We start from the raw sequence: 22,299 nt of genomic DNA, 5'->3' as shown, positions 1-22,299 counted from the left end.
TATCCTTTTATTTTTGTTAATTCGTGTACCTTGTTACCTTATAGGAAATCTTATTTAAAATGAAGATGGGCATGGTTGCGCCCAATACCATTCCTAATATATCGAAAGCACAAGTAAAACCGTTCGATGTGCAAAGATACAAATAATGCTCGAATAAATCTTCATTTTCGGTAGATAAACACATTACCAAGCCCTCCACAGTGCGGTAGGCATACATTCCAGGAATCATGGGCAAAAGCGACGGAAACGAGAATGTTTCGGGCGGACACTTCGCCTTTCGTGCCATGAACACCGTCATAAAACCGATGGCTAACGCTGCCATGAAGCTGGCAGCGATAAGTCCGAAGTGGTGATAGTCGTTGTTCATGAGAACAAAACGAATGGCATGACCCACGGCAGATATAATAAAACAATATTTATAGGCATTTTTCGGAGGATTGCTGATGCTGGCAAAGCCGATGCCCGCTAAGCCGCCGAAGAACGCATCTTGCAGTATTGAAAAGGGAAAATCCATAATTGAGGACTATGAAATTAATTGAAGATTCATAAGAAATATGCCTACCGACAAGCCAACCGACAGGCAAAACGTGAGCACAATGGCGTCCATGAAGCGGCTGAAAGACACAAGATACTCGCCTGCCATCAGGTCGCTGATGCTGTTGATGTAGGGTATGCCCGGTATTAGGTACAGCACGCACGTTCCAAGTGCAACTTCGGGCTTGTTTCCTAAGCCGAAAATATACCCCGAAGCGGCGATTACAGAGGAGAAGAATGCACAAATCAGGAAAACAAACTTTACGTTCATGCCGTCTTCTATCAGTATTTGTTTCAGTCGGAAACCTACAAAGGTGGCAACAAAGACAATCGCCATAGCTGCGAAATCGCCACCGAAGATACGGCAAAACGAAAGGTTGGCAAGCGAAGTCAGCAACAGCACCAACCATTTGTTGGTGAAAGGTGCTGCGCTGACCTCTTTAAGAACATTGTTTGCTTCGTCTAAATCGACTAATCCGTCGGCTATGTGCCAGCTCAATTGGCTTAAATGCGTGTTCTTGTAGAAGCTGATGCCCGTATGGGGCGTTCTTCTTATCACCACCGAGGATTGGTTTGCGGAGGGGTCGAACACCATAAGCTGCACGCTGCCGGGCATAATCAGGAGTTGGCAGTTTATGTTCCATTTCTTGGCTATGCGTTCTACATTTTTCTTTATGCGTGTGCAAGTAGCCCCACAACCATAAAGCCATGCTGCATATTCAGCAATGAATGCGCTTGTTTCATTCACAAGGGAAGTGGGTTGGCTATGCTTCATCTTCGCTCCAATCATACAAATCGAATTCGTCGGCTACTTCAAATATCTTTCCGTTGCCACTTGTGAGGCGGGCAGTGATGGCTACACGCAATACAAAACCTACTAAAAGCAACAACATTACTGAACTCCAGATGATAATTTGACTATTCATATCTCTTTGATTTTAAGTTTGTTTATTTTCTTTTTACGATGCAAAGGTAGGCGCATTTGTGCATCTTTACAAGCATTGGTAATGGGTTGTTTCGATAATGGTTATTGTGATATTTTGGAAGTAAACTATTAGGAAGTATTCAAAATAGCTATAATGGTACCATTTAAGTCTGGTATATTTCTATTTTTGCAACAGTATTATTTGTGGTTTTAGGTTTTTGGAATAGCAGTATTCGTGTTTTTATAATCAAGGCATAATATTTTTCGATGTTCGGTAATGCTGTTATTCTGATTTCCGATAGATTGTTCGCTCTCTAATTCTTACACCGAACTCACGTTGTTTATAAACAAAAAGAAGACTATAAATACGTAAATATTTTTCGCAAGCGTATCTCTTGCGTAACAATCTCGTTATCAATGTATTGCAAAACCTATTGTTTTGCATTCCAAAAGCGGCTGTTTTGCACGGTAAAACCGTAGGTTTTGCAACGCAAAACAGCCGCTTTCGCAACACCAAAGCGATTATATCACTTTTTTAACAGAATTATCTTTACAAGATTAAACTGAAAATCTCTCACTGTTTCATCAGGGTATTTGCTGAAAAACATCTGCGATATTAGCCTGCTTAACCTGTTTTCTTTTTCCGAACTCACGTATTGTTTAAGGTTTTGCAGTAAAGCGATTGCGATGCCTTTATATATTATGTATGGCACATTTCGATGATTTTGCGTACATACTGTTCAAAGTTCCTGTTGGCTGTTCTGCCCCAAATATCGCCCAAAAGTGCAACGCCGCCGAAACCGTAGCGTTTTGTTTCGTTGATGTTGGTGGCAGTAATACCGCCTAAGGCAACTACTTTCCGGTTGATGATGCCTTGCTTTTTCGCTTCGGAAAGGGTTTTCGGTGTGAATGCAGAGGTATATCCCTGCTTTGAAATGCTGTTGAAAATAGGACTGAGAAAAACGTAGTCGCACCTTGTTTTGCAGGCTTTTACTTCGTTTAACGTGTGGCACGACTGCGAAACCGTACCTTTGTGTTTCGGTGGCAGCACGCTGTTTCGGCGGTTTAAGTGTAGTCCGTGCAGTGTAAAATGGGCAGCTAAACTGAAGTGGTCGTGCAGTACAAGGCGGTTATGATACACTGTTGGAATGGCTTCGATTAGTTTTGCCAACTCGCCGGCAGTGCTTTCGGGTTTTCGCAGATGCACAAGGTCTGCGCCCCAATGCAGCAGCTGTGCGATGGTACTTGCCTCGTTATCGGTAAACTGCGGTTCGGTAATTACTAAAAAACGCATATCTTCTGTTTCCGAATATATATAATAATAGGTGGCAACCGGTGCTGTCGTGCAACCATTGCCACCCATTTTGTTTTCTATTTCAAACGTTCGATAATGGCTTCTGCCACCTTTTTGCCTGAAAGAAGCATACCGCCGAAGATTGGACCCATACGTGGCGTACCGCCAACTGCCGACGACGCCATGCCGCAAACATACAGTCCGGGGTATATTTCCTTTGTTCCTTCTACCACTTGGCGTTCGCCTTCCACTACGTCTAACGAGCGTTCGCCAATCACATCGCCCGTTGCGGTGTTGAGTTTAATGCCGTTTTTGCGTGCAACAACTTGGCACATCTCGCTGTCGTGCCCTGTTCCGTCCACCACAAACTTTGCCATGATGTTCAAAGGGTCTACATGTAGCCCTTCGCGAAGTACGGGTGTCCAGTTCACAACCACACCGCTCACGATGTTGTTCTTAAACACAACGTCTTCCACCGAATAGCAATTAAAGATGGTTGCCCCTGCGTGGGTTGCCTTATAGAGTAGGGCAGAGGTGCTTTCCACCGAGTCGGCAGTGTATAAACCGTCTTCGTAAGGCTCGTAGTTGATGTCGAAATCCTTGATAATATCCAAGGCTTCTTGCTGTATAACCAACTGGTTGAACATCATTGCACCGCCCCACATACCACCGCCCGGCGACAGTTTGCGGTCGAAGAGTGCCACTTTAAGCCCGGCTTTTGCCATATAGTAAGCTGCTGCAATGCCCGAAGGACCGCCACCAACAATGGCAACATCGAGTTCGAGACACTTTTCCATCTTGGCAAAATAGGTACTGATAATTCCTTTTGATACTTTTTTTTCAATCATAATATTATTGTTTTTGGGTCTTTTTATTTTGTTTATTCCTCACATTCGCAGTCTTCCAATGTCTGGCTGATGCGCATTGCGCAGAAGTTCGGACCACACATTGTGCAGTATTTTCCGCCTACCTTGTTCGACGTTTTCCAATATTCGAGTGCCTTTTCAGGGTCGAGGGCAAGGTTGAACTGGTCTTTCCATCGGAATTCATAGCGGGCTTTGCTGAGCGCATTGTCCCTTACGGCAGCACCGGGGTGCCCTTTTGCCAAGTCGGCAGCGTGGGCAGCAATCTTGTAAGTGATGACTCCGGTACGCACATCGTCCTTGTTGGGCAGCGACAAATGTTCTTTTGGTGTAACATAACAAATCATTGCCGTGCCGTACCAGCTTATCATTGCTGCACCAATGGCACTCGTAATGTGGTCGTAAGCAGGTGCAATATCGGTTACAAGAGGTCCTAATGTGTAGAAAGGCGCACCGTGGCACTTCTCAATTTGCCTGTCCATGTTCTCCCTAATCTTGTGCATCGGCACGTGCCCGGGACCTTCTATGAACGCCTGAACGTTTTTTGCCCATGCCCGTTCCACCAATTCGCCCATCGTATCCAACTCTGCAAACTGTGCAGCATCGTTGGCATCGTAGGTAGAACCGGGGCGCAGACCATCGCCAAGCGATATTGCGACATCGTATTTGCTGCAAATATCGCAGATGTCATCGAAGTGGCTGTACAGAAAACTTTCTTCGTTGTGCACCTGACACCATTTGGAGATGATGCTTCCGCCGCGACTCACCATGCCCGTGAGGCGTCCGTTGGCAAGATGAACAATCTTTAAGCGGATTCCACAGTGAATTGTGAAGTAATCAACGCCTTGCTCGCACTGTTCAATCAGTGTATCACGGAAAATCTCCCAAGTAAGTTTTTCAGCCTTTCCGTTCACCTTTTCAAAGGCTTGGTACATAGGAACGGTGCCCACTGGCACAGGACAGTTGCGTAAAATCCACTCTCTTGTTTCGTGAATGTTCGTTCCTGTCGATAAATCCATTAAGGTATCGCCACCCCATTTGCAGCTCCAAACCGCCTTTTCCACCTCTTCGTCGATGCTCGAGTTTTCGTGTGAGTTGCCGATATTGGTGTTTATTTTCACGCAAAAGTTCGTTCCGATAATCATTGGCTCGCTTTCAGGGTGGTTGATATTGGCAGGAATAACCGCCCGCCCGGCTGCTATTTCGTCGCGAACGAACTCCGGTGTGATGTGCGTTTTTATGCCCAAAGCCTCGCAATCCATATTTTCGCGAATGGCAACATACTCCATTTCCTCTGTGATAATGCCCTTCTTGGCATAGTACATCTGTGTTCCTTTGCGCTTTTCTATCCACGGTTGGCGCAGTTTCGGCAAGCCTTTGTTGAGGTCAATCTCTATGTTCGGGTCGCTATATGCCCCGCTCGTGTCGTAAACCACTACCGGTTCGTTGGGTCGTTCTATGCGCTTGCCACCTTCTTTTATAACCGTTGGTGTAAGAAGAATGCGGCGCATACCCACCTTTAGTTCAGGATAGATGGTGCCATACTTATAAATCTTCTCCGAATTAGGATAAGAAATCTTAATGTTTTCGTTCTTCATAATGTTATATTTCTATTAGTTTCTTCATTTCTTTAATGGGGTCTGCTGCTCCGAGTACTGCTCCGCTGACAGCCATTCCACTTACGCCTATGTTCCGAAGTGCTGCTATATCGGTGCTGACGATGCCGCCAATGGCTATTAATGGTATGTCGATGCCCGTTTGCTGCATTTGTTTTAGAATGTTTTTGTAGCCTTCCAAACCAAGTACGGGGGCAAGGTTGCGTTTCGTGGGTGTATATCTGAAAGGACCGCACCCTATGTAGTTGGCTCCTTGCGCTGACAAATGCTGCACATCGGCAAAGGTATTGGCAGTTCCACCAATTACTTTTTCGTTGCCAAGTATGCGCCGCGCTTCGCCGATGAGCATATCGTTCTTGCCAAGATGTACACCGTCGGCATCGAGTTCGGCAACTAAATGCACACGGTCGTCGAGCAGAAACGTTGCATTATAACTACGGCAGAGCGCAGCAACCTTGCGTCCAACGCCTAAAAACTCGTCGTCGGTAGCGTCTTTCATACGCAATTGCACCCATTTACAACCGCCACGGAGTGCCATTTCAGCCCCTTCGACGTAGTCGAACCGTTGGTTCTCGTGTGTAATAAACTGTATGTTGTTCATCGTTTTATTAGTTTTTCAGGATAAAAGAAATGGTTTACCGCTCCGTGTCCGCTGCCAATGCACACGTTTGCACCTTCTCTTATGGCTTGCGAGATATAGTTTTTTGCCATTGAAACGGCTTCTTCGAGCCTTAAACCACGAGCCAAGAAAGTCGCAATCGCTGAGGAGAGCGTGCAACCTGTGCCGTGTGTGTTGAACGAATCGATGGTTTCGGTTTCAAAGATTAGCGGTTTACTGTTGCCGGAAAAGTAAAGGCGGTCGGCTTTTGTGTTGTCTTCTATGTGTCCACCTTTTATTAATAGTGCCTTGCAACCAAGTTTTAGTATTTGTTCGGCAGCTTCGTCAATATCTGCTACCGTTGCAATTGTACGGCGTGCCAACGTTTCTGCTTCGACAATGTTAGGCGTAAGCACAGTTGCCATAGGTAAAAGATGTCGGCAGAAAGTGCCTACCGCTTCTTTTTCCATAAGGTTATTGCCCGATGTGGAAACCATTACGGGGTCTATAACAAGCGGAATATCTTTGTATTGAGCCAACACCTGCGCAATTGTTTCGATATTCTCGGCACATCCCACCATACCTGTTTTAATGGCATCGGGGCGCAAATCGGTGAGAACGGCACGCAATTGAGCCTCTACAACCGCAGCTTCGATGTTCTGAACGCAGAATACTTGCTTCGTGTTTTGTGCCGTAACAGCCGTAACAACCGATGAGGCGTAACACCCTAAAGCCGACATTGTCTTAATATCTGCCTGTATTCCTGCGCCTCCTCCGCTGTCGGAACCGGCTATCGTCAAAGTTTTTACATAGTGCATCATAAGCCATCAAAGTAACAAATGGTACTTTTCGGAATAACCAAAATATGGGGAGATACACCAATAAGGATAGATAAACGCAAATGTCTGTATATTCGCACTTCCTACGGCAGCATTACCTGCATCAGGTTATACGGGTATAATCTCAGCTCACTCAATGGAGTGGCACCCCTTTTTCGGACAAACCGAAAGTCTATCTGCGTGCAAAGATACAACAATGTTCTGTTATTTCAAAATTTAAGTCAAAGTTTTTCTCCATCAATAATTTTTCTTTTATTTTCCTTTTGGTTTGCCAAAATTTGCGTACATTTGCAATCCAACTACTAATTTATAATAGAAATGCTTGAGAAAAACATACGCGAACAAATCATTGATTTGATTCATCGACAGGTTGTTCCTGCCGTCGGCTGTACCGAACCTATGGCGGTATCGCTCTGTACCGCACGTGCCACAGAGCTGTTGGGGCAGAAACCTGAGAGAATAAGTGCACACTTGTCGGCAAACATCTTAAAGAACGCAATGGGAGTGGGCATTCCGGGTACAGGAATGATAGGCTTGCCGATTGCCATTTCTTTGGGTGCGCTCATAGGAAAGTCGGAATATCAGCTTGAAGTAATTAAAGACCTGACGCCCGAAACTTTGGAAGAGGGCAAGCAATATGTAAGCGAAAATCGTATAGACATAAAGCTGAAGGAGGGAATTACCGAGAAACTGTACATCGAAATGACGTGCGAGGCAGGTGGAAAGAAAGCTACTGCCATTATATCAAAGACCCACACCAACTTCGTTTATGAGGAAACAGACGGCAAAGTGCTGTTCGACAAGCAAGTTGCTGCCGAAGAAGGTGCGCCAACCGAAAGCAAAGACATTCAGTTGAACTTGAAAATGGTGTGGGATTTCGCCACTACGACACCCATAAACGAGATTGATTTCATTCTCGAAGCTAAGCGTTACAATATGAATGCTGCAGAAGAAGCGTTGAAAGGAAACTATGGGCACTGTGTCGGCAAAACGATGGACCGCCCATTGAGCCGCGGCTTGTTCGGCAACAGTATCTATTCGCACATTCTTTCCAAAACTGCGTCGGCTTGCGATGCACGTATGGGTGGGGCAATGGTGCCTGTTATGAGCAACAGCGGTTCGGGAAACCAAGGCATTTGCGCAACAAATCCGGTTGTAGTGTTTGCCAAGGAGAACGAAAACACACCCGATGAGCTGGTGCGTGCGCTGACGTTGAGCCACCTTACTGCCATTTATATCAAGCAAAACCTTGGCACTTTGTCGGCACTTTGTGGCTGTATCGTTGCCTGCACGGGCTCAAGCTGTGGCATTACCTATCTGATGGGTGGCGACTACAACAACATTTGCTATTCTGTAAAGAACATGATAGCCAACCTTACGGGTATGGTTTGCGACGGTGCAAAGCCAAGTTGCGCCCTGAAAGTTTCGTCAGGCGTATCTACTGCCATACTTTCTGCGATGCTTTCGATGGAAAATCACCACGTAACAGAGGCGGAAGGCATCATCGATAAAGACATCGACCAGTCTATTCGCAACCTTACCAGCTTGGGCAAGGACGCTATGAATGAAATGGACATAATGGTTTTAGACATCATGACACATAAAGGCGGTTGCTAAAACATACACCTGAAAAGTATGAAAAAGGTTCGCACACAGATTGTATGCGAACCTTTTTACTTAGATTATCAATGAAAAACGTATCCTTAAACTACCATTACAGATTTTTAAAGAGTAGTTGTATTAACACTACAATGCGGCTGCACTGTTGCCGTATTGAACGTGAACTCGACATAAGAAAGCAGTTAAGCAAGTAATCTCGCAGATGTTTTCAAGCAAGTCCGCTAATGAAATAATGAGAGATTTTTTTGTTCAATATTGTAAAGATAATTCCGTTAAAAAGTGATATAATCGCTTTGGCGTTGCGAAACCGTAGGTTTTGCGTTGTAAAACCTACGCTTTTACCGTGCAAAACCTACGGTTTTGGAATGCAAAACAATAGGTTTTGTAATACGTTGATGCAGAGATTGTTACGTAACATCTATTCCTGCGAAAAATATTTACGTTTTTGTTGCCTTCTTTTCGTTCTTTTCTCGTTCTTCGAAAAGTGTATTTTCTCGCCATGGCAATGCTTAAATAAATTTGTCATTACTCATTTGGCTGAACGGAAACGTTCATGAATAACGTGAGTCCGGTGTAAGAATTTGCGGGCGAAGGCACTTCTTCTCCTTTCTGATTATAAGCATATTAAATCATAATCAACTCTTTCTTAAAGTATCTTATCAATAATATACCGGCATTATTCTTTTATACCGAACTCACGTTACTGCAAGTGCAAAGAGCTGTGAAACCGCATTTTGTCGGCTTTAACTCCCTTTAGAGCGTGAAGCTGACGCCTGCATACCACGTTGCACCATATACGGGAGCATACATAAATGCTGCATCGTCGCCGTGCTTTTCGTCTTGAAGATAGCTGAAAATGTTCTTTCCGCCACCATAAACGCTGAACGAACCGAAACGCTTAGCCACACGGAGGTTCCACAAAGTGAAAGTGTCTGTCTTCTTAATCTTAGATGTCTTTGGCGCATCTTCAGAGTTATAGTCGATGTACATCTTGCCTTGCAGAGAACCTGTGAGTGCAAACGACCATGTGCCGGGAGTGTATTCGAGTGTCAGGTCGCCTGTCATGGCAGGGAAACGAGAGATGTACTTGCTGTCTTTGGCGTAAGCTAAACGCTGAGGAGCTTCTTTACATTCGTCTGATTCCGGGTCAGACCATTCTGCACGTTCGTGTTTGAACTTGCCTTGGTTAATGGTCCAGTTCACTCCGGCCTTGAAATCTCTGAATGGATTCCACTTTATACCGAGTTCAATACCTTGCACGTACGCATCGTCTACGTTCTCCCACTGGTATGTATAGCCGAATTTCTTCACGTCGTCGCTTGCAGGAGCAAACTGTATCTTGTCCTTCAGGTCGGTGCGGAAGATGTTTGCGCTCAACTGAACGTTCTTTGCATAGTAGTCGGCAGAGAGGTTGTAGCTGATAGAACGCTCGCCCTTGAGGCTTGACGACTTCCATACGCGTGGCGAACCGGAGCATAAGTGCAAGTCTTCAGAGAATCCGTAAGGAGCACGGAAGCCTGTACCGATATTGGCACGGAGTACGAACGAAGGGCTGACAGAATACTTGATGGCAAGGCGCGGGTTGAACGAAGTCTTGCTGAAGTGGGTTTTCGGGAAGGCGTTGTCAGACACCTTTTGACTTGTTGCATACTCTTCGCCGGAAGAGTGGGTGTCTAAACGCAGACCGGGCACAACAGTAAGGTTGGGCAATATGTTCCATTCGTCTTGAACAAAGAGCCCAAATTCGTTGGCATGTTTCTTACCGATAGATGTGTAAGGAATACCGAAGTATGGGTTACCTCTTTCTTCTTCGGCAGAGATAATGTAAAGACCGGTTTCGCGCAAACGGGTAAAGTAGCCTTGAACACCCGCAAGCAAAGTGTGGTTGCCAAAGATAGAAGTCAGCGTAAGCGAAGGAGTGAATGTATTTTCCTTAGCAATGTAAGGTCGCATCAACTCTACATCGGGGCTGATACCTTCGGGGTGCGCAGCGTCGGTTGTAGCTTCCTTGTAGTTGGAAAGGAAGGTATCGTTCGTTGCATTGCGCTTATGGTGAACGTAAGCCATTGCAAGGTTCAGTTCAGAGTGCGAACCGATGGGCAAAGTGTAGGCAAGGTCGGTCGTGATACGGTTGGTACGGATATTCTCTGTGCCTTCCGAATAAGGGTTGAGGAACAGGTTATCCTTCATGTTTCCGCCATAACGAAGTTCGTCCATTGCCTTTGCACGGAGCACCAGCTTGTCGTTGACAGCGAAAGGACTATACACGTAGATGCTTGCACCAACGTTATTCATCAGGCTGTAAACACGGTCGGAGATTTGGTCTTTATGTTTTACTTCGTCGCGGGTAAGTCCGTCTTGTGTTGCATCGACAGCATCTTCTTCCGTGCGCTGTGCCGTAACCAACAGACCGATATTCTTGTAGCGCATAGAACCTGAACCCTTGTAGCTCTTGTGTCCGAAGTTGCCATACTGAATGTCTGCATTTATTGAAGGCTCGAAGGTTGGTTCCTTTGATATAATGTTAATTGCTCCGGCAACTGCGCTACTGCCATAGAGGGCAGAACCTGCGCCTTTAACCACTTCAAGACGGTCTATGTCGTTCGTACCCATCTGTTGCAAGCCATAAACACCGGCGAGACCGGAGTACACGGGTTCGCCATCGAGCAGCACCTGTGTATGTTCGGCACCGAGACCCTGCATGCGAACCATTGAGAAATTGCAGAATTGGCATTGCTGTTCTACGCGAATACCGGGCACTCCTTCCAATGCATCGAAGAGGTTCAGTGCATTTTTGCGCTTGATAGACTGCGACGTAAGCACTTCCGTACGGATAGGAACGTTCTTTACGAAATGCTCGGTGCGTGTGCCGGTTACCACAACTTGGCTAAGCTCTAAAGCGTCTTTGTCCAATTTAAAGTAAACAGCAGTACCCTTTCCGCTAACCATTTCAACTTCAACTTCCTGTTCCTGATAACCTTCAAGGTTGGCAACAACGATTTGTTTGCCTATTGGCAAGTCTGCCATCTTGAAGTGTCCCGAAGCATCGCATTTGGTTTTTAAGGTTGTACCTTTCACGGTAATGGTTGCGTGAGGGAGGTGTTGCCCTGTTTCTTTGGCTTTAACATCGCCAAAGAGCATAGCGTCTGTACCTTGAGCCATAGACATGATGGCACAAAGCAATCCTGAAAATAGAATTAAAACTCGTTTCATATATTTGTTATATTAATTTAGTGCATGCAAAGGTATTTACTTATAAAGCAACAGACAATACCCAAAAGTTAGTAAAAATATTGTCATAAAGTGTTTTTCGCCTTTACTTCATTCTGTTATAATTATACTGTCAATTTGTTATTATATATTCCTCTCCGGATAGCATTATGATACTGATGTGGTGTGAATAGCAGTTTCTGTGTATCAAATATAATGAAGAACACAGTAAAATAAGGGCATACGCAATGTTTCCTGTAAACATTACATACCTATAAAAGATGATTTTATATTACAATACAACTTTCTGCACACTTGAAAGAGTAGGGATTTCCCGTCCAATTATAGGCATACGCCTTTGGCAGTGTGGGGAATTACCGCTATATTTGCAGCAGAAACAATGAAAAATAAGTATAACAATTTAAAAGTATAAAGTCATGAAACGTCGATATATCTTCCTTATGAGTGCCATCGCAACGATGATGTCTCTCACTTCATGCGACACTTTGCTTGCAATAGACAGCAGCCCTGCCGGTACAGTTTACACAGCAGGCGGTACAATCTACACATCGGGCGGCACAATTTACAATGCAGGCTACGGCTCAAGTTACGATGACGGCTATGCTTATTCGGGCATGCGATACGAAGAAGCACGTAGGGAGGCATTGTTCTTGTCCGACAAAATGGCTTACGAATTGGGACTTACCGATGCACAATACGAGGCTATCTACGAAATAAACCTCGACTATTTGCTCAATATGCGTGATGAACGCTCTATCTACGGCGACTATTGGGCACGTCGCAACAGCGATATTTTCTACGTGCTGAATGCTTCTCAATACAACTACTTCGTAAATATGGACTACTTCTATCGCCCGGTTTATTGGTACGACAACCGATATGTGTTCAGCATTTACAGCCGATACGACAACCCACGCTACTATTATCGTTCACGCCCGGTTTACTACGACACCTATCGTGGTGGCAGAAACCAACTCACCAATAGCTATTATGCCGGCAGATTTGGCAGGCGCACGGGGCAACCGGTGGTGATTAATCGCGACAGCGGGCACTTCGGAAGTTACAATAACAACGATTCGCGCATCATACAAACACCGCAAAACGGAAACAATGGCAGCCAACCGTCGTTCGGAAACCAACGCCGCAATAACGAAAGACCTAACAGGGGAAGTTTCGGAAACAGCTCGATAGAAGGCCGTCCATTCGGTGTTCAACCGCAGCAGAAGCCTCAACGCTCCGATTTCGGAAGCGGTAGCTTTGGCGGTTCGCGGCAAGGAACAACGTCGCAATCTTCGGGTTTCGGAAATAATAATAACAGAAACAGTAGCTCCGAGCGAGCAAACACGTTTGGTTCGGATAGCCGTCGCCCCACCACACCGCCGAGCAGCGGGTTCAACAACAACAGCAACAGCAGGAGTTCGTTCGGCAACAGCACGCCACGTTCTAATCCGCAGCCACGCCCAACAATTGAACGCCCTGCACAAAACAACGGTTCTTTCGGAGGACACAGATAAGAAATAAGATATATGCGCATAACAACTGTCAGTCGCCACAAGGTGGTGGCAGCAATGACAAGGGGATTTTTCCAAGCCTTTGTAAGTGGTCAGATTGACGCTACACAGCCCGGAAAGACAGACATAACGCCCTTGGAGTACAAGAAAATGATAGCCGACAACTACGAAAGGTTGTCGGCTTGTTACGTTTCAGTGATGTTTCCAATTCTCATTCGTCTGAATTACGCTGACGGAGAAGCTGTTGCAGAGGATATGAAACGTAGGAACTTCAGTAATTCAACATCGCCAAAAATACTTCTCCGCTATGCTTGCGGCTCGAAAGAAGTGTACGATACCGCCATTAAAGAGTATCAGCAGCAGATAGCGACCTTACTTTCGGGACGATTGCAAACCATTTCGGAGTTCTTTGAAAACTACGAACGCGGTGCGGAAGCGACCGAAGCGGTCGATGTAGCCCTTGCCATTCGCTCTATGGTGCGCACTCAGATGATGGCGTACGGTACGGTTCTGAAAGCTGCCAACCCGGAATTGGCAACCTTGCACCAAGCCACCGTCTTCCGTCTGATGCTCCACGGCACAATGGCTTTGCTGCACGAAGAACCCATTTCGCTTGAAGGCGACAACTTGGAACTTATCTTCCGCCGTGTGGCACTTAATTCCGACAACTTTGAAGTATTGATGAACGAAATGAACCAAGCCTACGAAGATTTGGTGTAAAGGAAGGAATAATCAGACAATAAAAGCGTAAATATTTTTCGCAAGCGTATCTCTTGCGTAACAATCTCGTTATCAGTATGTTGCAAAACCGTATGTTTTACACTGCAAAACCTACGGTTTCGCAACACCAAAGCGATTATATCACTTTTTAACAGAATTATCTTTACAATGCAAGGGGTACTTTTTGCTTTTGTCTGCAAGCAGGAAGAAGGAAATCAACCCCATTAATCAACTTCTTCTGAATGCTTAGAAGCAAACATAAGGTTGCAGTCTTTCGATTACGTCGGGTGGGAAGTCTTTGAGCAAACGGAGTTGCGAAAGACTGCTTAGCTTGCCTTTTAGCCGTCTGTAATCTGCTATTTGGCGTGCCATATAGAAGTTTATGTAAGGGTGGCGGCGCAGTTGCGACACCGAAAGCGTGTTCAGGTTGAGTCGCTTGGTGTGGGCGTTGCGGACTTCAAAAAAAGGCAGCGACTCCACAGGAAAGTCTTCTATCTCCTTCAGCTGCCCCACTGCAACGTATCCGCCAAGCCGTTCACCATAACCGACAATGGCTTTTGCCCAGCCTGAACCAATGCCGGGAACTTTCTTCAGCATAGTGGTGTCGGCATGAGCAAGGTTGATATGCTCTCCCAACTTTATTTTAATGGGATAGCGAATGGTGTCTCTGTCGTATTTCTTGTAGGGTTTGTACGCATCGTTCTGCTTATAAGCCTCGTAGGCTTCGTGCAGTTTGCGCTGCTCTGCTGCCCTTTCGCGCTCGTAACCTCGAATGGTTTCCATCGTGAAAGCGGGCTGATAGTCGTCGCCAATGGTAATGTAGGTTCTAAATCGCGATACTGCTTGCGTGTCAGACCATAGACTTTGGCAAACGCTTGTGGCGAACGGAACACACCACCCTTGGCTCTGTACTTGTAGATGTTGCGTATTTGGTAAGGTGCAAGACCTAAACGGCGCAGCTGCGCACTGTCGGCTGTGTTGGGGTCGAAAGGAAATAGTTCTGCTTCTCTGCTGTTTTCCGGTTCGTAGTGGCGCAAATCGGCTGCCCTACTGCCCATTTGACTTCCTTTTTCTGCTGCAAAAGCCGTGCTGTCGGCAGTGTTCAGCAATGTGCGGGAGGTTTTGTTGCCTAACAGGAATATTGCTCCCAATACGCCAATGCCAAGGCATAGCAAGAAAGCGATGACCTTTCTGTCAGACTTTTGCAAATAGAAAAATTCACGAATATTCATAGTATGAGCTGTGTTTATTCTTAAAATATTCAGCTAAAACGGTGCAAATATACAAAAATATTGCTATTTTTGCATTAAAACAGTATAGGCTTATGAATAAAAATCTTCAAATATTGCGCAAGTTTCCCATGTCGATAGGCATGTCGGTTGCCATTTTAATCGTTTCGTTGATTGCTATTCCCGACACTCCGTTAAGCGATATTACGCTCATAGACAAGTGGGCACACATCGGCTTGTATGCAGCATTGGGGTTGATAATCGCACACGAATATTTCCACAACCACAAGCACGTAACCCGAAAGGGCATGTTTCTGGGCATTTGGTTGCTGCCTACGCTCTTAGGCGGTGGTGTTGAAGTATTGCAAGCCTATTGCACCAACGGAAACAGAAGTGGCGAATGGCTCGACTTTGTTGCCAATATGGTGGGTTCCACCCTCGCTTTGATTATCGGTACTCTGCTGGTAAGGTATTTTTCCAAGCACTAAACGGATTGTGGCGCATCTGCCGATTGTAGAAGCGGGCATCGCCTGTAACCTCCATTCCTATGAAGTCGGGCTTTTCAAACGTTTCTGTTGCACTGCTTAGTTCGACTTCTGCCATTACGAGACCGTCGTTTTCGCCGTGAAATTCGTCTACCTCGAAGGTGTGGTTGCCGCTTTTCACGAGATAACGGTGCTTGTCTATGATGCCTTTCTCGCACAGACCAAGAAGTTGTTGGGCTTCTTCGAGCGTTATTTCCTTTTCAAATTCGTAGCGCGAAAGTCCGCCATCGTTCGACTTTCCTTTAATTGTGAGGTAGCCTTTGTCGTCGCGAATGCGCACACGAATAGTGTTGATGGCTGCAAAATAGCCCTGCCGAACGTGGCTTACGCTGTGCGCCCGGCTCTTCCAATCAATGTCTTTATGAACGAGAAACTTGCGTTCTATTTCTAATCCGCTGCTCATTACTATCAGATATACATAGCCCAGACCATCAAGATGATAGCCAAGATGGCAAGCGTGATGACAATCCACTTGATTACAGACTTTGCTTGCTGTTCTTGACGCGCTTCGCGTGCTTTCTTCTGCATTTTGCTTTTGTTGCTCATAATGATATTATTTTACGTGAGAAGTTTTATTCCTTCTCGCAGGTTACTATATATAATAAGGTGAAAATCGGCTTTTCAGCTCCACCTTTTTTATTCTTCTTCGGTCGGAAACTCCATTAAGTAGGCTTTTATAAAGGCGTCTATGTTGCCGTCCATCACACCGTCTACATCAGAAGTCTGATAGTTTGTGCGGTGGTCTTTCACACGTCGGTCGTCGAAAACATAGCTTCTTATCTGGCTTCCCCATTCTATTTTCTTCTTTGAAGCCTCAACCTTGGCTTGTGCCTCCATACGTTTCTTCATTGCACGGTCGTACAATTGCGACTTCAAGAGCTGCATTGCCTTTGCCCGGTTCTTGGGTTGGTCGCGCGTTTCTGTATTTTCTATGAGTATTTCCTCTTGTTCTCCCGTGTCGGGGTCTTCGTATTGATAGCGCAGACGCACACCCGATTCCACCTTGTTCACGTTCTGTCCGCCGGCACCACCCGAACGAAAGGTGTCCCAACTTACTCGTGCGGGGTCTACATACACTTCGATGGAGTCGTCGATGAGCGGCGAAACAAACACGCTGGCAAAGCTTGTCATGCGCTTTCCCTGTGCGTTGAAAGGGCTGACACGCACCAAACGGTGTACGCCGTTTTCGCTTTTAAGAAATCCGTAAGCATATTCTCCGCCTTCAAACTTCATCGTTACGCTCTTTATGCCCGCTTCGTCGCCGTCTTGAATATCGGAAATGGTTACTTTGTGCCCATGTGCTTCGCCGTAGCGCATATACATACGCATCAGCATAGAAGCCCAATCTTGACTCTCCGTGCCCCCTGCGCCGGAGTTAATCTTCATCACACACTCCATAGGGTCTTCCTCTTGGCGGAGCATATTCATAAGTTCCAGACTCTCGATGTCGGCTATTACTTTCGCATAGGCACTGTCTACCTCTTCTTCGGTAACGAGTTCGTCCTTATAGAAATCGAAGGCAAGCTGCAATTCTTCGGCTTGTGAGCGCACGTTGTCGTAGCCTTTCAGCCACTTTTCTATGCCTTTCACCTTCTTCATCTGCTCTCTTGCACGGTCGGCATCTTCCCAAAAGTCGGGTGCTTGCGTGCGCAGCTGCTCCTCTTCGAACTCTATTTTCTTCTTATCTATGCCCAAATAGTGGTGCAAAGCATCTACACGTGCCACCACATCTTTCAGTTGTTCTGCTGTAATCACTTTCTTTTTTCGTCTTTAGATAGTGTTTCTTATTCCTCGTACATGCGCTCGATAACGTCCTTATAGTTCTTATAAACTATCGGGCGTCGCAGTTTCAGCGTGTTTGTAAGTTCGCCATTCTCTGCCGAAAAGTGGTGTGGCAACAGCGTGAACTGCTTTATCTGCTCGTAAGGGGCAAGCAACTGCAACAGGGTTGCTATGCGTTCTTTCATCATTTTGTTTACTTTGTGGTTGCTGCAAAGCGACTCTCGGCTGTCGTAGGCTATGTTGTACTCCCTCGCCCATTCCTCCAAGACCCTGAATTCGGGCACGATGAGCGCAGAAACATATTTGCGTTGGTCGGCAATGACGGCTACTTGGTCGATGAATTTGTCTACCAAGAGCATTCCTTCTATCATTTGTGGCGCGATATACTTGCCGTTCGATGTCTTGAAAAGGTCTTTTATGCGTTCCTTCAAATACAGTTCGCCGTCTTTAAGGTAGCCCGAATCGCCTGTGCGGAAGAAGCCGTCTTTGGTGAAAGCCGTTTCGTTTATATGCTCACGGCGGTAGTATCCCGGTGTAATTGTGGGACCCTTGAGCAAGATTTCGTCGTTTTCGCCGATTTTTACTTGCAATCCCTCGATAGGAATGCCCACCGAACCCACTGTAAAGGCTTTGCCGCGGTGGTCGCAACTTACGGTTGCAAGGCTCTCGGTGAGTCCGTATCCCACGAGCATATCAAGTCCGATGCTATGCACAAACACCTCTACTTCCGGCGAAACGTATGCGCCTGCCGTTGGAAAGAAGTTCGGATTGATAAGTCCCAACTGCTTGCGGACAAGGCTCAATATCGTTTTGTTGATGAGTTTATACTCCAATTGCAAGTTCAAAGGCGGACGTTTGCCGCGTCCAAGATACACCACGTTGTGCTTGCGCCCTACTTCCAAGGCGTGTTCGAATATCTTTCGCTGTACGGCACTCGACTTTTCTATTCTTTCCTTTACAGCAATATACACCTTTTCCCAGAAGCGTGGCACCGACGCCATGCAGGTTGGGTTGGTTTCGCGCATACTGTCTTGAATTTCTTTCGGGTACGTGTTCACTATCACTTCGCCGCCATTCGCCAATACCAAATAAGAGAAAGCACGCTCGAAAACGTGTGCGAAGGGCAGAAAAGCCATTGCTCTGTCCTTGTCGGAAACAGGTACGCAAAGGCTGTTGGCAAGCATGGCTGCATTATACATACCGTGAGTGAGGATAACACCCTTGCTCTCGCCGGTTGTACCGCTGGTGTAGAGTATGTTGCAAATATCGTTGTCGCTTGCTTCTGCCCAACGTTGCTCCACTTCCGACTGTCGTGGAAGTCCCTCGCCGAGCTTCAGAAAGTCTTCAAAGAAGATTGCGTAAGGGTCGTGCGAGCTGATGCGTACACTCGGGTCGAATATAATGATGCGCTCCAACGACGGACAAAGCGCAAATATACGGTGTGCCTTGTCGTATTGTTCTTGCTCGCCCACGAATATGTAGCGCACATTGGCATCTTGAATAATGTATTGTATCTGTTGTTCGGAGCTTGATGCGTAGAACGGAATTGTAGTAACACGAACGCCATACGCACCGAAGTCGGTGTACAAATATTGTATGCAGTTCTGCGCAAACACAGCAATGTTCTCTTGTGGCTTTAAGCCGAAGTTAAGCAAAGCGTTTGAAACTTGCTTAACACGCATGGAAAACTGATTCCAAGAAACCGACTTCCACGTCAAACTGCCAAAGTTTCTGAACGTGATAGCCGGCTTTGTGCCGTATTTTTTGGCTTGCTCATGTATGAGTATTGCGTAGTGATATTTTGCCTGCATAGTCCTTTTTCTTTTCGTGAACACGAACGTTAGTCCACCTTTAATAAATGCAAAAATAGTAAATTTTGATGATATAAGGAAATTATTTTGAAGTTATTATGATTTAACCTTTGCTTTTTGTCGGTGTAAAAGAACAATAAAACAGAAGAATAGTATAATTTAAGTACGTTTATTGCATACATTTCATGGCTGGTAAGTGGAGGTGTAACGTGCGTTCGGCATAAGAGTTACGCCGGTATATTATTCATTAAGATACTTAAAGAAAGAACTGATGATGATTTAATATGCCTATACTCAAGAAGAAATGAAGTATCTCCGTCCGCAAATACTTACACCGACCCCACGTTATTTATGAACGTTTTCGTTCAGCCAAATGAGCAATGCCAAATTAATTTAAGCATTGTCATGGCGAGAAAATGCACTTTTCGAGGAACGAGAAAAGAACGGAAAGAAGACAATAAAAACGTAAACATTTTTCGCAAGTATAGCTGTTGCGTAACCATCTATCCACCAGTGTGTTATAAAACCTATTGTTTTGCATTCCAAAACCGTAGGTTTTGCACGGTAAAACCGTAGGTTTTGCGTTGTAAAACCTACGCTTTCGCAACGCCAAAGCGATTATATCACTTTTTAACAGAATTATCTTTACAATATTAAACGGAAAATATCTCACTGTTTTATTAGATGGTGCCGTTAGTACAGAGCTTTTCTACCAATATTACAGTACCATTCTACCAACCGTACAGAGCCATTCTACCAACCGTATAGAGCTATTATGCCAACCGTACAGAGTCATTATACCGTCAGTACAGAACTATTCTGCCAAAATGTTTGTTTTGCTTCGAGCATCTTTTCCATATTTTAACAGATATTTCTGATGGATATTTGTGCTTGTTCTTATCGTGCACAGAAAATCCCTACAATCAGCATTGAGTCTGTTTGTAGGGACTTTGTATGTTGCCTTAGCAGCTTGTCAGCGATTTGCTGCTGCGGGTTTCGTGTTGCTTACCAAATCTGTGCGCGTTTCTTTGCAGGGATAAAGAGCTTATCGCCCTTCTTGATTTTAAATGCGTCGTACCACGCGTCGATTTGTGGGAGTGCAGCATTTACACGTGCCATGTTAGGCGAGTGTGGGTCTACGGTAATGATGTACTCCAAGTATTCGGGGCGAGCGTTGCCTGCCCATACACGTGCCCAAGAGAGGAAGAAGCGTTGTTCGGGTGTGAAACCGTCCAATACCTTCAATGGTTTCTTCTTCATGCTGTTTTGTAAAGCACGGAAGGCAACGTTCAGACCACCGTTGTCGCCGATGTTTTCGCCTAATGTGAGTTGGCCGTTTACCTTCTTTCCGTTTACAACTTCTACTTTTCCGAAGTGGTCTACCAATACTTTTGAACGTTCTTGGAAGTTCTTCTTGTCTTGTGCGGTCCACCAATCGCGTTGGTTACCGGTCTTGTCGAACTGTGAACCTTGGTCGTCGAATCCGTGGCTCATTTCGTGTCCGATTACTGCACCGATGCCACCGTAGTTCACAGCATCGTCGGCTTCAGGGTCGAAGAACGGAGGTTGGAGGATAGCTGCAGGGAAACAGATTTCGTTTGTTGTAGGGTTGTAGTAGGCGTTGATGGTCTGTGGCGTCATGCCCCATTCCATTTTGTCTACCGGCTTGTTCACTTTTCTGTTCAATTCGTCTTGGAGGAAGAACTCGCTAACGTTCTGCATGTTTTCGTAGAGCGAGAGTTTCTCGTCGATTTGCAGCCCGCTGTAGTCGCGCCACTTGTCGGGATAGCCAATCTTTACGATGAAGTTGTCGAGCTTGTCCTTAGCTTGTGCCTTGGTTTCTGCGCTCATCCATGTTGCTTCCTGAATGCGTTGTGCCAATGCTTCTTGCAGGTTCTTCACGAGTTCTATCATACGTTGCTTGCTGCTTTCGGGGAAATACTTCTCCACATAGAGCTTTCCGACAGCTTCGCCGAACACACCTGACACTGCGCCTACTGCACGCTTCCAACGTGGACGGTCTTGCTGTGCACCGCTCAACACGCTGTTGTACTTGAAGCTTTCGGCACGGAAGGCATCGCTGAGCTGGCTTGATGCACCTGAGATAACCTTTATTTCGGCGTATGCCTTGAGGTCGTCGAGGGCTGTTTCGGCGAGTATCTTCTCTACTTCGTGTATTGGTTCAGGCTGACCGACGTCTACTGCATCGAAAGGAGGGAAGCCTGTCTGGAGGAAAACGTTGCCCCAGTCGATGCCGGGGAAGTTCAGCACGAGTTCGTTGTAGCTCATCTTGTGGTAGTTCTTGTCGATGTCGCGGAGCTGAACGTTCGAATAGCTGGCTTTTGCTATGCGTGTTTCGATTGCCATAATGGCTTCCACCTTCTTTGCAGCCGTAGCTTCGTCGTTGCCAACCATCTTGAAGAGGTTCTTCATATAGGTTTTGTAGGCTTCGCGAACCTTTACGGTTTGTGGGTCGTCGTTCAAGTAGTAGTCGCGAGTACCCATACCTAAGCCTCCCTGACCGATGGAAACGATGTTCATAGATGCGTTGCGCATGTCGGCACCTACGCCTACTCCGAACATCATTGTGTTTTCGCCACGGCGGTCGAGCTGTGCTGTTACAACCTGATATTCTTTGTTGTTCTTGATGGCAGCAATGCGAGCGAGTGTCGGTTTCAGCGGTGCCCAGCCTTCACGGTTCAAGCGTACGCTGTCCATCATCATGTTGTAGAGGCTTCCGAGCTTCTGTCCGAGCGTGCCTTTCTGTTGCGGCTTGCCTGCGTATTCTAAGATAAGCTCTTGAATGCGCTTTTGGTTCTCTTCGAAAAGGTCTACAAAGGCACCGTTGCTGGTGTGTTCGGCGTCCAGTGGGTGGCTCTTTAGCCAACCTCCGGCTGCATATTGGTAGAAGTCGGTGCCGGGTTTCACGTTCAGGTTCATGTTTTTCTTGTCAATACCTGATGAGAAGTTTTGTGCATTTACAGACATTCCTGCCAGCAGGCAGGCTGCTATTAATGTTCTCTTTTTCATGTTTTGCTTGTTATTTTTATTGTGATATTTCAATTGGAGTGCAATATTATAAATATTTTTTATATGTAGCAAGTTTTTCAATGCTAAAGTACGATATGCTTGTTTGTTTATGTGGTCTTTGTAAATATGACGTCATATTTCAGCAAATATG

18 protein-coding genes and 1 pseudogene are annotated in these 22,299 nt (G+C 45.8%); 4 read left to right on the top strand and 15 right to left on the bottom strand.

What is annotated here, in order from left to right; translation table 11 throughout:
• Positions 1-16 precede the first annotated feature (16 nt).
• The 8 genes from JCM15124_RS00395 to thiD form a co-directional block, all read right to left on the bottom strand.
• Complete coding sequence (locus JCM15124_RS00395; protein WP_024997837.1) at positions 17-514, bottom strand: threonine/serine exporter family protein; 498 nt, start codon at positions 512-514, stop codon at positions 17-19.
• Between the two features lie 9 nt (positions 515-523).
• The gene (locus JCM15124_RS00390) at positions 524-1,309 is read right to left on the bottom strand and encodes a threonine/serine exporter family protein (protein WP_024997836.1); all 786 of its coding nucleotides are present in this window, start codon (positions 1,307-1,309) and stop codon (positions 524-526) included.
• A complete protein-coding gene (locus tag JCM15124_RS16115) occupies positions 1,299-1,460 on the bottom strand; it encodes a hypothetical protein (protein ID WP_198019101.1) in 162 nt (53 codons plus the stop codon). The genes JCM15124_RS00390 and JCM15124_RS16115 overlap by 11 nt, the downstream gene beginning before the upstream one ends.
• 699 nt (positions 1,461-2,159) lie before the next feature.
• Positions 2,160-2,753, bottom strand: a complete 594-nt coding sequence (locus JCM15124_RS00375) for a thiamine phosphate synthase (protein ID WP_024997834.1) — start codon at positions 2,751-2,753, stop codon at positions 2,160-2,162.
• A 77-nt stretch (positions 2,754-2,830) separates the two neighbouring features.
• Positions 2,831-3,601 (bottom strand): sulfide-dependent adenosine diphosphate thiazole synthase, encoded by a 771-nt coding sequence (locus JCM15124_RS00370; RefSeq protein WP_024997833.1) that lies wholly within the window; start codon positions 3,599-3,601, stop codon positions 2,831-2,833.
• A 32-nt stretch (positions 3,602-3,633) separates the two neighbouring features.
• The gene (gene thiC / locus JCM15124_RS00365) at positions 3,634-5,214 is read right to left on the bottom strand and encodes a phosphomethylpyrimidine synthase ThiC (RefSeq protein WP_024997832.1); all 1,581 of its coding nucleotides are present in this window, start codon (positions 5,212-5,214) and stop codon (positions 3,634-3,636) included.
• A gap of 4 nt (positions 5,215-5,218) precedes the next feature.
• Positions 5,219-5,833: a thiamine phosphate synthase gene (locus tag JCM15124_RS00360; RefSeq protein WP_024997831.1), complete on the bottom strand. Its 615-nt coding sequence runs from the start codon at positions 5,831-5,833 to the stop codon at positions 5,219-5,221.
• The gene (thiD, locus tag JCM15124_RS00355; protein ID WP_373277523.1) at positions 5,830-6,651 is read right to left on the bottom strand and encodes a bifunctional hydroxymethylpyrimidine kinase/phosphomethylpyrimidine kinase; all 822 of its coding nucleotides are present in this window, start codon (positions 6,649-6,651) and stop codon (positions 5,830-5,832) included. The genes JCM15124_RS00360 and thiD overlap by 4 nt, the downstream gene beginning before the upstream one ends.
• 336 nt (positions 6,652-6,987) lie before the next feature.
• On the opposite strand from thiD, the gene JCM15124_RS00350 reads away from it, so the two are divergent.
• Positions 6,988-8,286, top strand: coding sequence for an L-cysteine desulfidase family protein (locus JCM15124_RS00350; protein ID WP_024997829.1), 1,299 nt, complete (start codon positions 6,988-6,990; stop codon positions 8,284-8,286).
• 756 nt (positions 8,287-9,042) lie between these two features.
• Here the strand turns inward: JCM15124_RS00350 and JCM15124_RS00345 are convergent.
• Complete coding sequence (locus JCM15124_RS00345; protein ID WP_024997828.1) at positions 9,043-11,502, bottom strand: TonB-dependent receptor; 2,460 nt, start codon at positions 11,500-11,502, stop codon at positions 9,043-9,045.
• A gap of 434 nt (positions 11,503-11,936) precedes the next feature.
• Between JCM15124_RS00345 and JCM15124_RS00340 the strand changes: the two genes are divergently transcribed.
• Both JCM15124_RS00340 and JCM15124_RS00335 read left to right on the top strand, forming a co-directional pair.
• Positions 11,937-13,034 carry a hypothetical protein gene (locus JCM15124_RS00340; RefSeq protein ID WP_024997827.1) on the top strand — a complete coding sequence of 366 codons (1,098 nt, stop codon included), beginning with the start codon at positions 11,937-11,939 and terminating at the stop codon, positions 13,032-13,034.
• Positions 13,035-13,046: 12 nt separating this feature from the next.
• A complete protein-coding gene (locus tag JCM15124_RS00335) occupies positions 13,047-13,751 on the top strand; it encodes a hypothetical protein (RefSeq protein WP_024997826.1) in 705 nt (234 codons plus the stop codon).
• A gap of 246 nt (positions 13,752-13,997) precedes the next feature.
• Here JCM15124_RS00335 and JCM15124_RS12615 read toward each other — a convergent pair.
• Positions 13,998-14,983: pseudogene (locus tag JCM15124_RS12615) on the bottom strand (helix-hairpin-helix domain-containing protein).
• Between the two features lie 92 nt (positions 14,984-15,075).
• On the opposite strand from JCM15124_RS12615, the gene JCM15124_RS00325 reads away from it, so the two are divergent.
• Positions 15,076-15,468 (top strand): VanZ family protein, encoded by a 393-nt coding sequence (locus tag JCM15124_RS00325; protein WP_024997825.1) that lies wholly within the window; start codon positions 15,076-15,078, stop codon positions 15,466-15,468.
• On the opposite strand, the gene JCM15124_RS00320 is transcribed toward JCM15124_RS00325, so the two are convergent.
• From JCM15124_RS00320 to JCM15124_RS00300, 5 genes are all read right to left on the bottom strand, one after another.
• A complete protein-coding gene (locus JCM15124_RS00320; RefSeq protein WP_024997824.1) occupies positions 15,428-15,928 on the bottom strand; it encodes a CYTH domain-containing protein in 501 nt (166 codons plus the stop codon). The genes JCM15124_RS00325 and JCM15124_RS00320 overlap by 41 nt on opposite strands.
• A gap of 5 nt (positions 15,929-15,933) precedes the next feature.
• Complete coding sequence (locus tag JCM15124_RS16110) at positions 15,934-16,071, bottom strand: hypothetical protein (protein WP_198019100.1); 138 nt, start codon at positions 16,069-16,071, stop codon at positions 15,934-15,936.
• Between the two features lie 90 nt (positions 16,072-16,161).
• Positions 16,162-17,280 (bottom strand): peptide chain release factor 2, encoded by a 1,119-nt coding sequence (gene prfB / locus JCM15124_RS00310; protein ID WP_024997823.1) that lies wholly within the window; start codon positions 17,278-17,280, stop codon positions 16,162-16,164.
• Between the two features lie 29 nt (positions 17,281-17,309).
• Entirely contained in the window at positions 17,310-19,118 is a 1,809-nt protein-coding gene (locus JCM15124_RS00305; protein ID WP_024997822.1) for an AMP-dependent synthetase/ligase, read from the bottom strand.
• A gap of 1,005 nt (positions 19,119-20,123) precedes the next feature.
• Entirely contained in the window at positions 20,124-22,148 is a 2,025-nt protein-coding gene (locus JCM15124_RS00300; protein ID WP_024997821.1) for a M13 family metallopeptidase, read from the bottom strand.
• Positions 22,149-22,299 lie beyond the last annotated feature (151 nt).

It is taken from the genome of Prevotella falsenii DSM 22864 = JCM 15124 (genome assembly GCF_000613945.1).
GTDB lineage: Bacteria > Bacteroidota > Bacteroidia > Bacteroidales > Bacteroidaceae > Prevotella > Prevotella falsenii.
Note: the sequence above shows the minus strand (reverse complement) of the source record. Positions and strands in the feature narration are given on the sequence as shown.

What these genes read in the sequence shown, in the direction of transcription:
- JCM15124_RS00395 (WP_024997837.1), bottom strand. Translation starts at nt 514, where the DNA reads ATGGATTTTCCCTTTTCAATACTGCAAGATGCGTTCTTCGGCGGCTTA.
- JCM15124_RS00390 (WP_024997836.1), bottom strand. Translation starts at nt 1,309, where the DNA reads ATGAAGCATAGCCAACCCACTTCCCTTGTGAATGAAACAAGCGCATTC.
- JCM15124_RS16115 (WP_198019101.1), bottom strand. Translation starts at nt 1,460, where the DNA reads ATGAATAGTCAAATTATCATCTGGAGTTCAGTAATGTTGTTGCTTTTA.
- JCM15124_RS00375 (WP_024997834.1), bottom strand. Translation starts at nt 2,753, where the DNA reads ATGCGTTTTTTAGTAATTACCGAACCGCAGTTTACCGATAACGAGGCA.
- JCM15124_RS00370 (WP_024997833.1), bottom strand. Translation starts at nt 3,601, where the DNA reads ATGATTGAAAAAAAAGTATCAAAAGGAATTATCAGTACCTATTTTGCC.
- thiC (WP_024997832.1), bottom strand. Translation starts at nt 5,214, where the DNA reads ATGAAGAACGAAAACATTAAGATTTCTTATCCTAATTCGGAGAAGATT.
- JCM15124_RS00360 (WP_024997831.1), bottom strand. Translation starts at nt 5,833, where the DNA reads ATGAACAACATACAGTTTATTACACACGAGAACCAACGGTTCGACTAC.
- thiD (WP_373277523.1), bottom strand. Translation starts at nt 6,651, where the DNA reads ATGATGCACTATGTAAAAACTTTGACGATAGCCGGTTCCGACAGCGGA.
- JCM15124_RS00350 (WP_024997829.1), top strand. Translation starts at nt 6,988, where the DNA reads ATGCTTGAGAAAAACATACGCGAACAAATCATTGATTTGATTCATCGA.
- JCM15124_RS00345 (WP_024997828.1), bottom strand. Translation starts at nt 11,502, where the DNA reads ATGAAACGAGTTTTAATTCTATTTTCAGGATTGCTTTGTGCCATCATG.
- JCM15124_RS00340 (WP_024997827.1), top strand. Translation starts at nt 11,937, where the DNA reads ATGAAACGTCGATATATCTTCCTTATGAGTGCCATCGCAACGATGATG.
- JCM15124_RS00335 (WP_024997826.1), top strand. Translation starts at nt 13,047, where the DNA reads ATGCGCATAACAACTGTCAGTCGCCACAAGGTGGTGGCAGCAATGACA.
- JCM15124_RS00325 (WP_024997825.1), top strand. Translation starts at nt 15,076, where the DNA reads ATGAATAAAAATCTTCAAATATTGCGCAAGTTTCCCATGTCGATAGGC.
- JCM15124_RS00320 (WP_024997824.1), bottom strand. Translation starts at nt 15,928, where the DNA reads ATGAGCAGCGGATTAGAAATAGAACGCAAGTTTCTCGTTCATAAAGAC.
- JCM15124_RS16110 (WP_198019100.1), bottom strand. Translation starts at nt 16,071, where the DNA reads ATGAGCAACAAAAGCAAAATGCAGAAGAAAGCACGCGAAGCGCGTCAA.
- JCM15124_RS00305 (WP_024997822.1), bottom strand. Translation starts at nt 19,118, where the DNA reads ATGCAGGCAAAATATCACTACGCAATACTCATACATGAGCAAGCCAAA.
- JCM15124_RS00300 (WP_024997821.1), bottom strand. Translation starts at nt 22,148, where the DNA reads ATGAAAAAGAGAACATTAATAGCAGCCTGCCTGCTGGCAGGAATGTCT.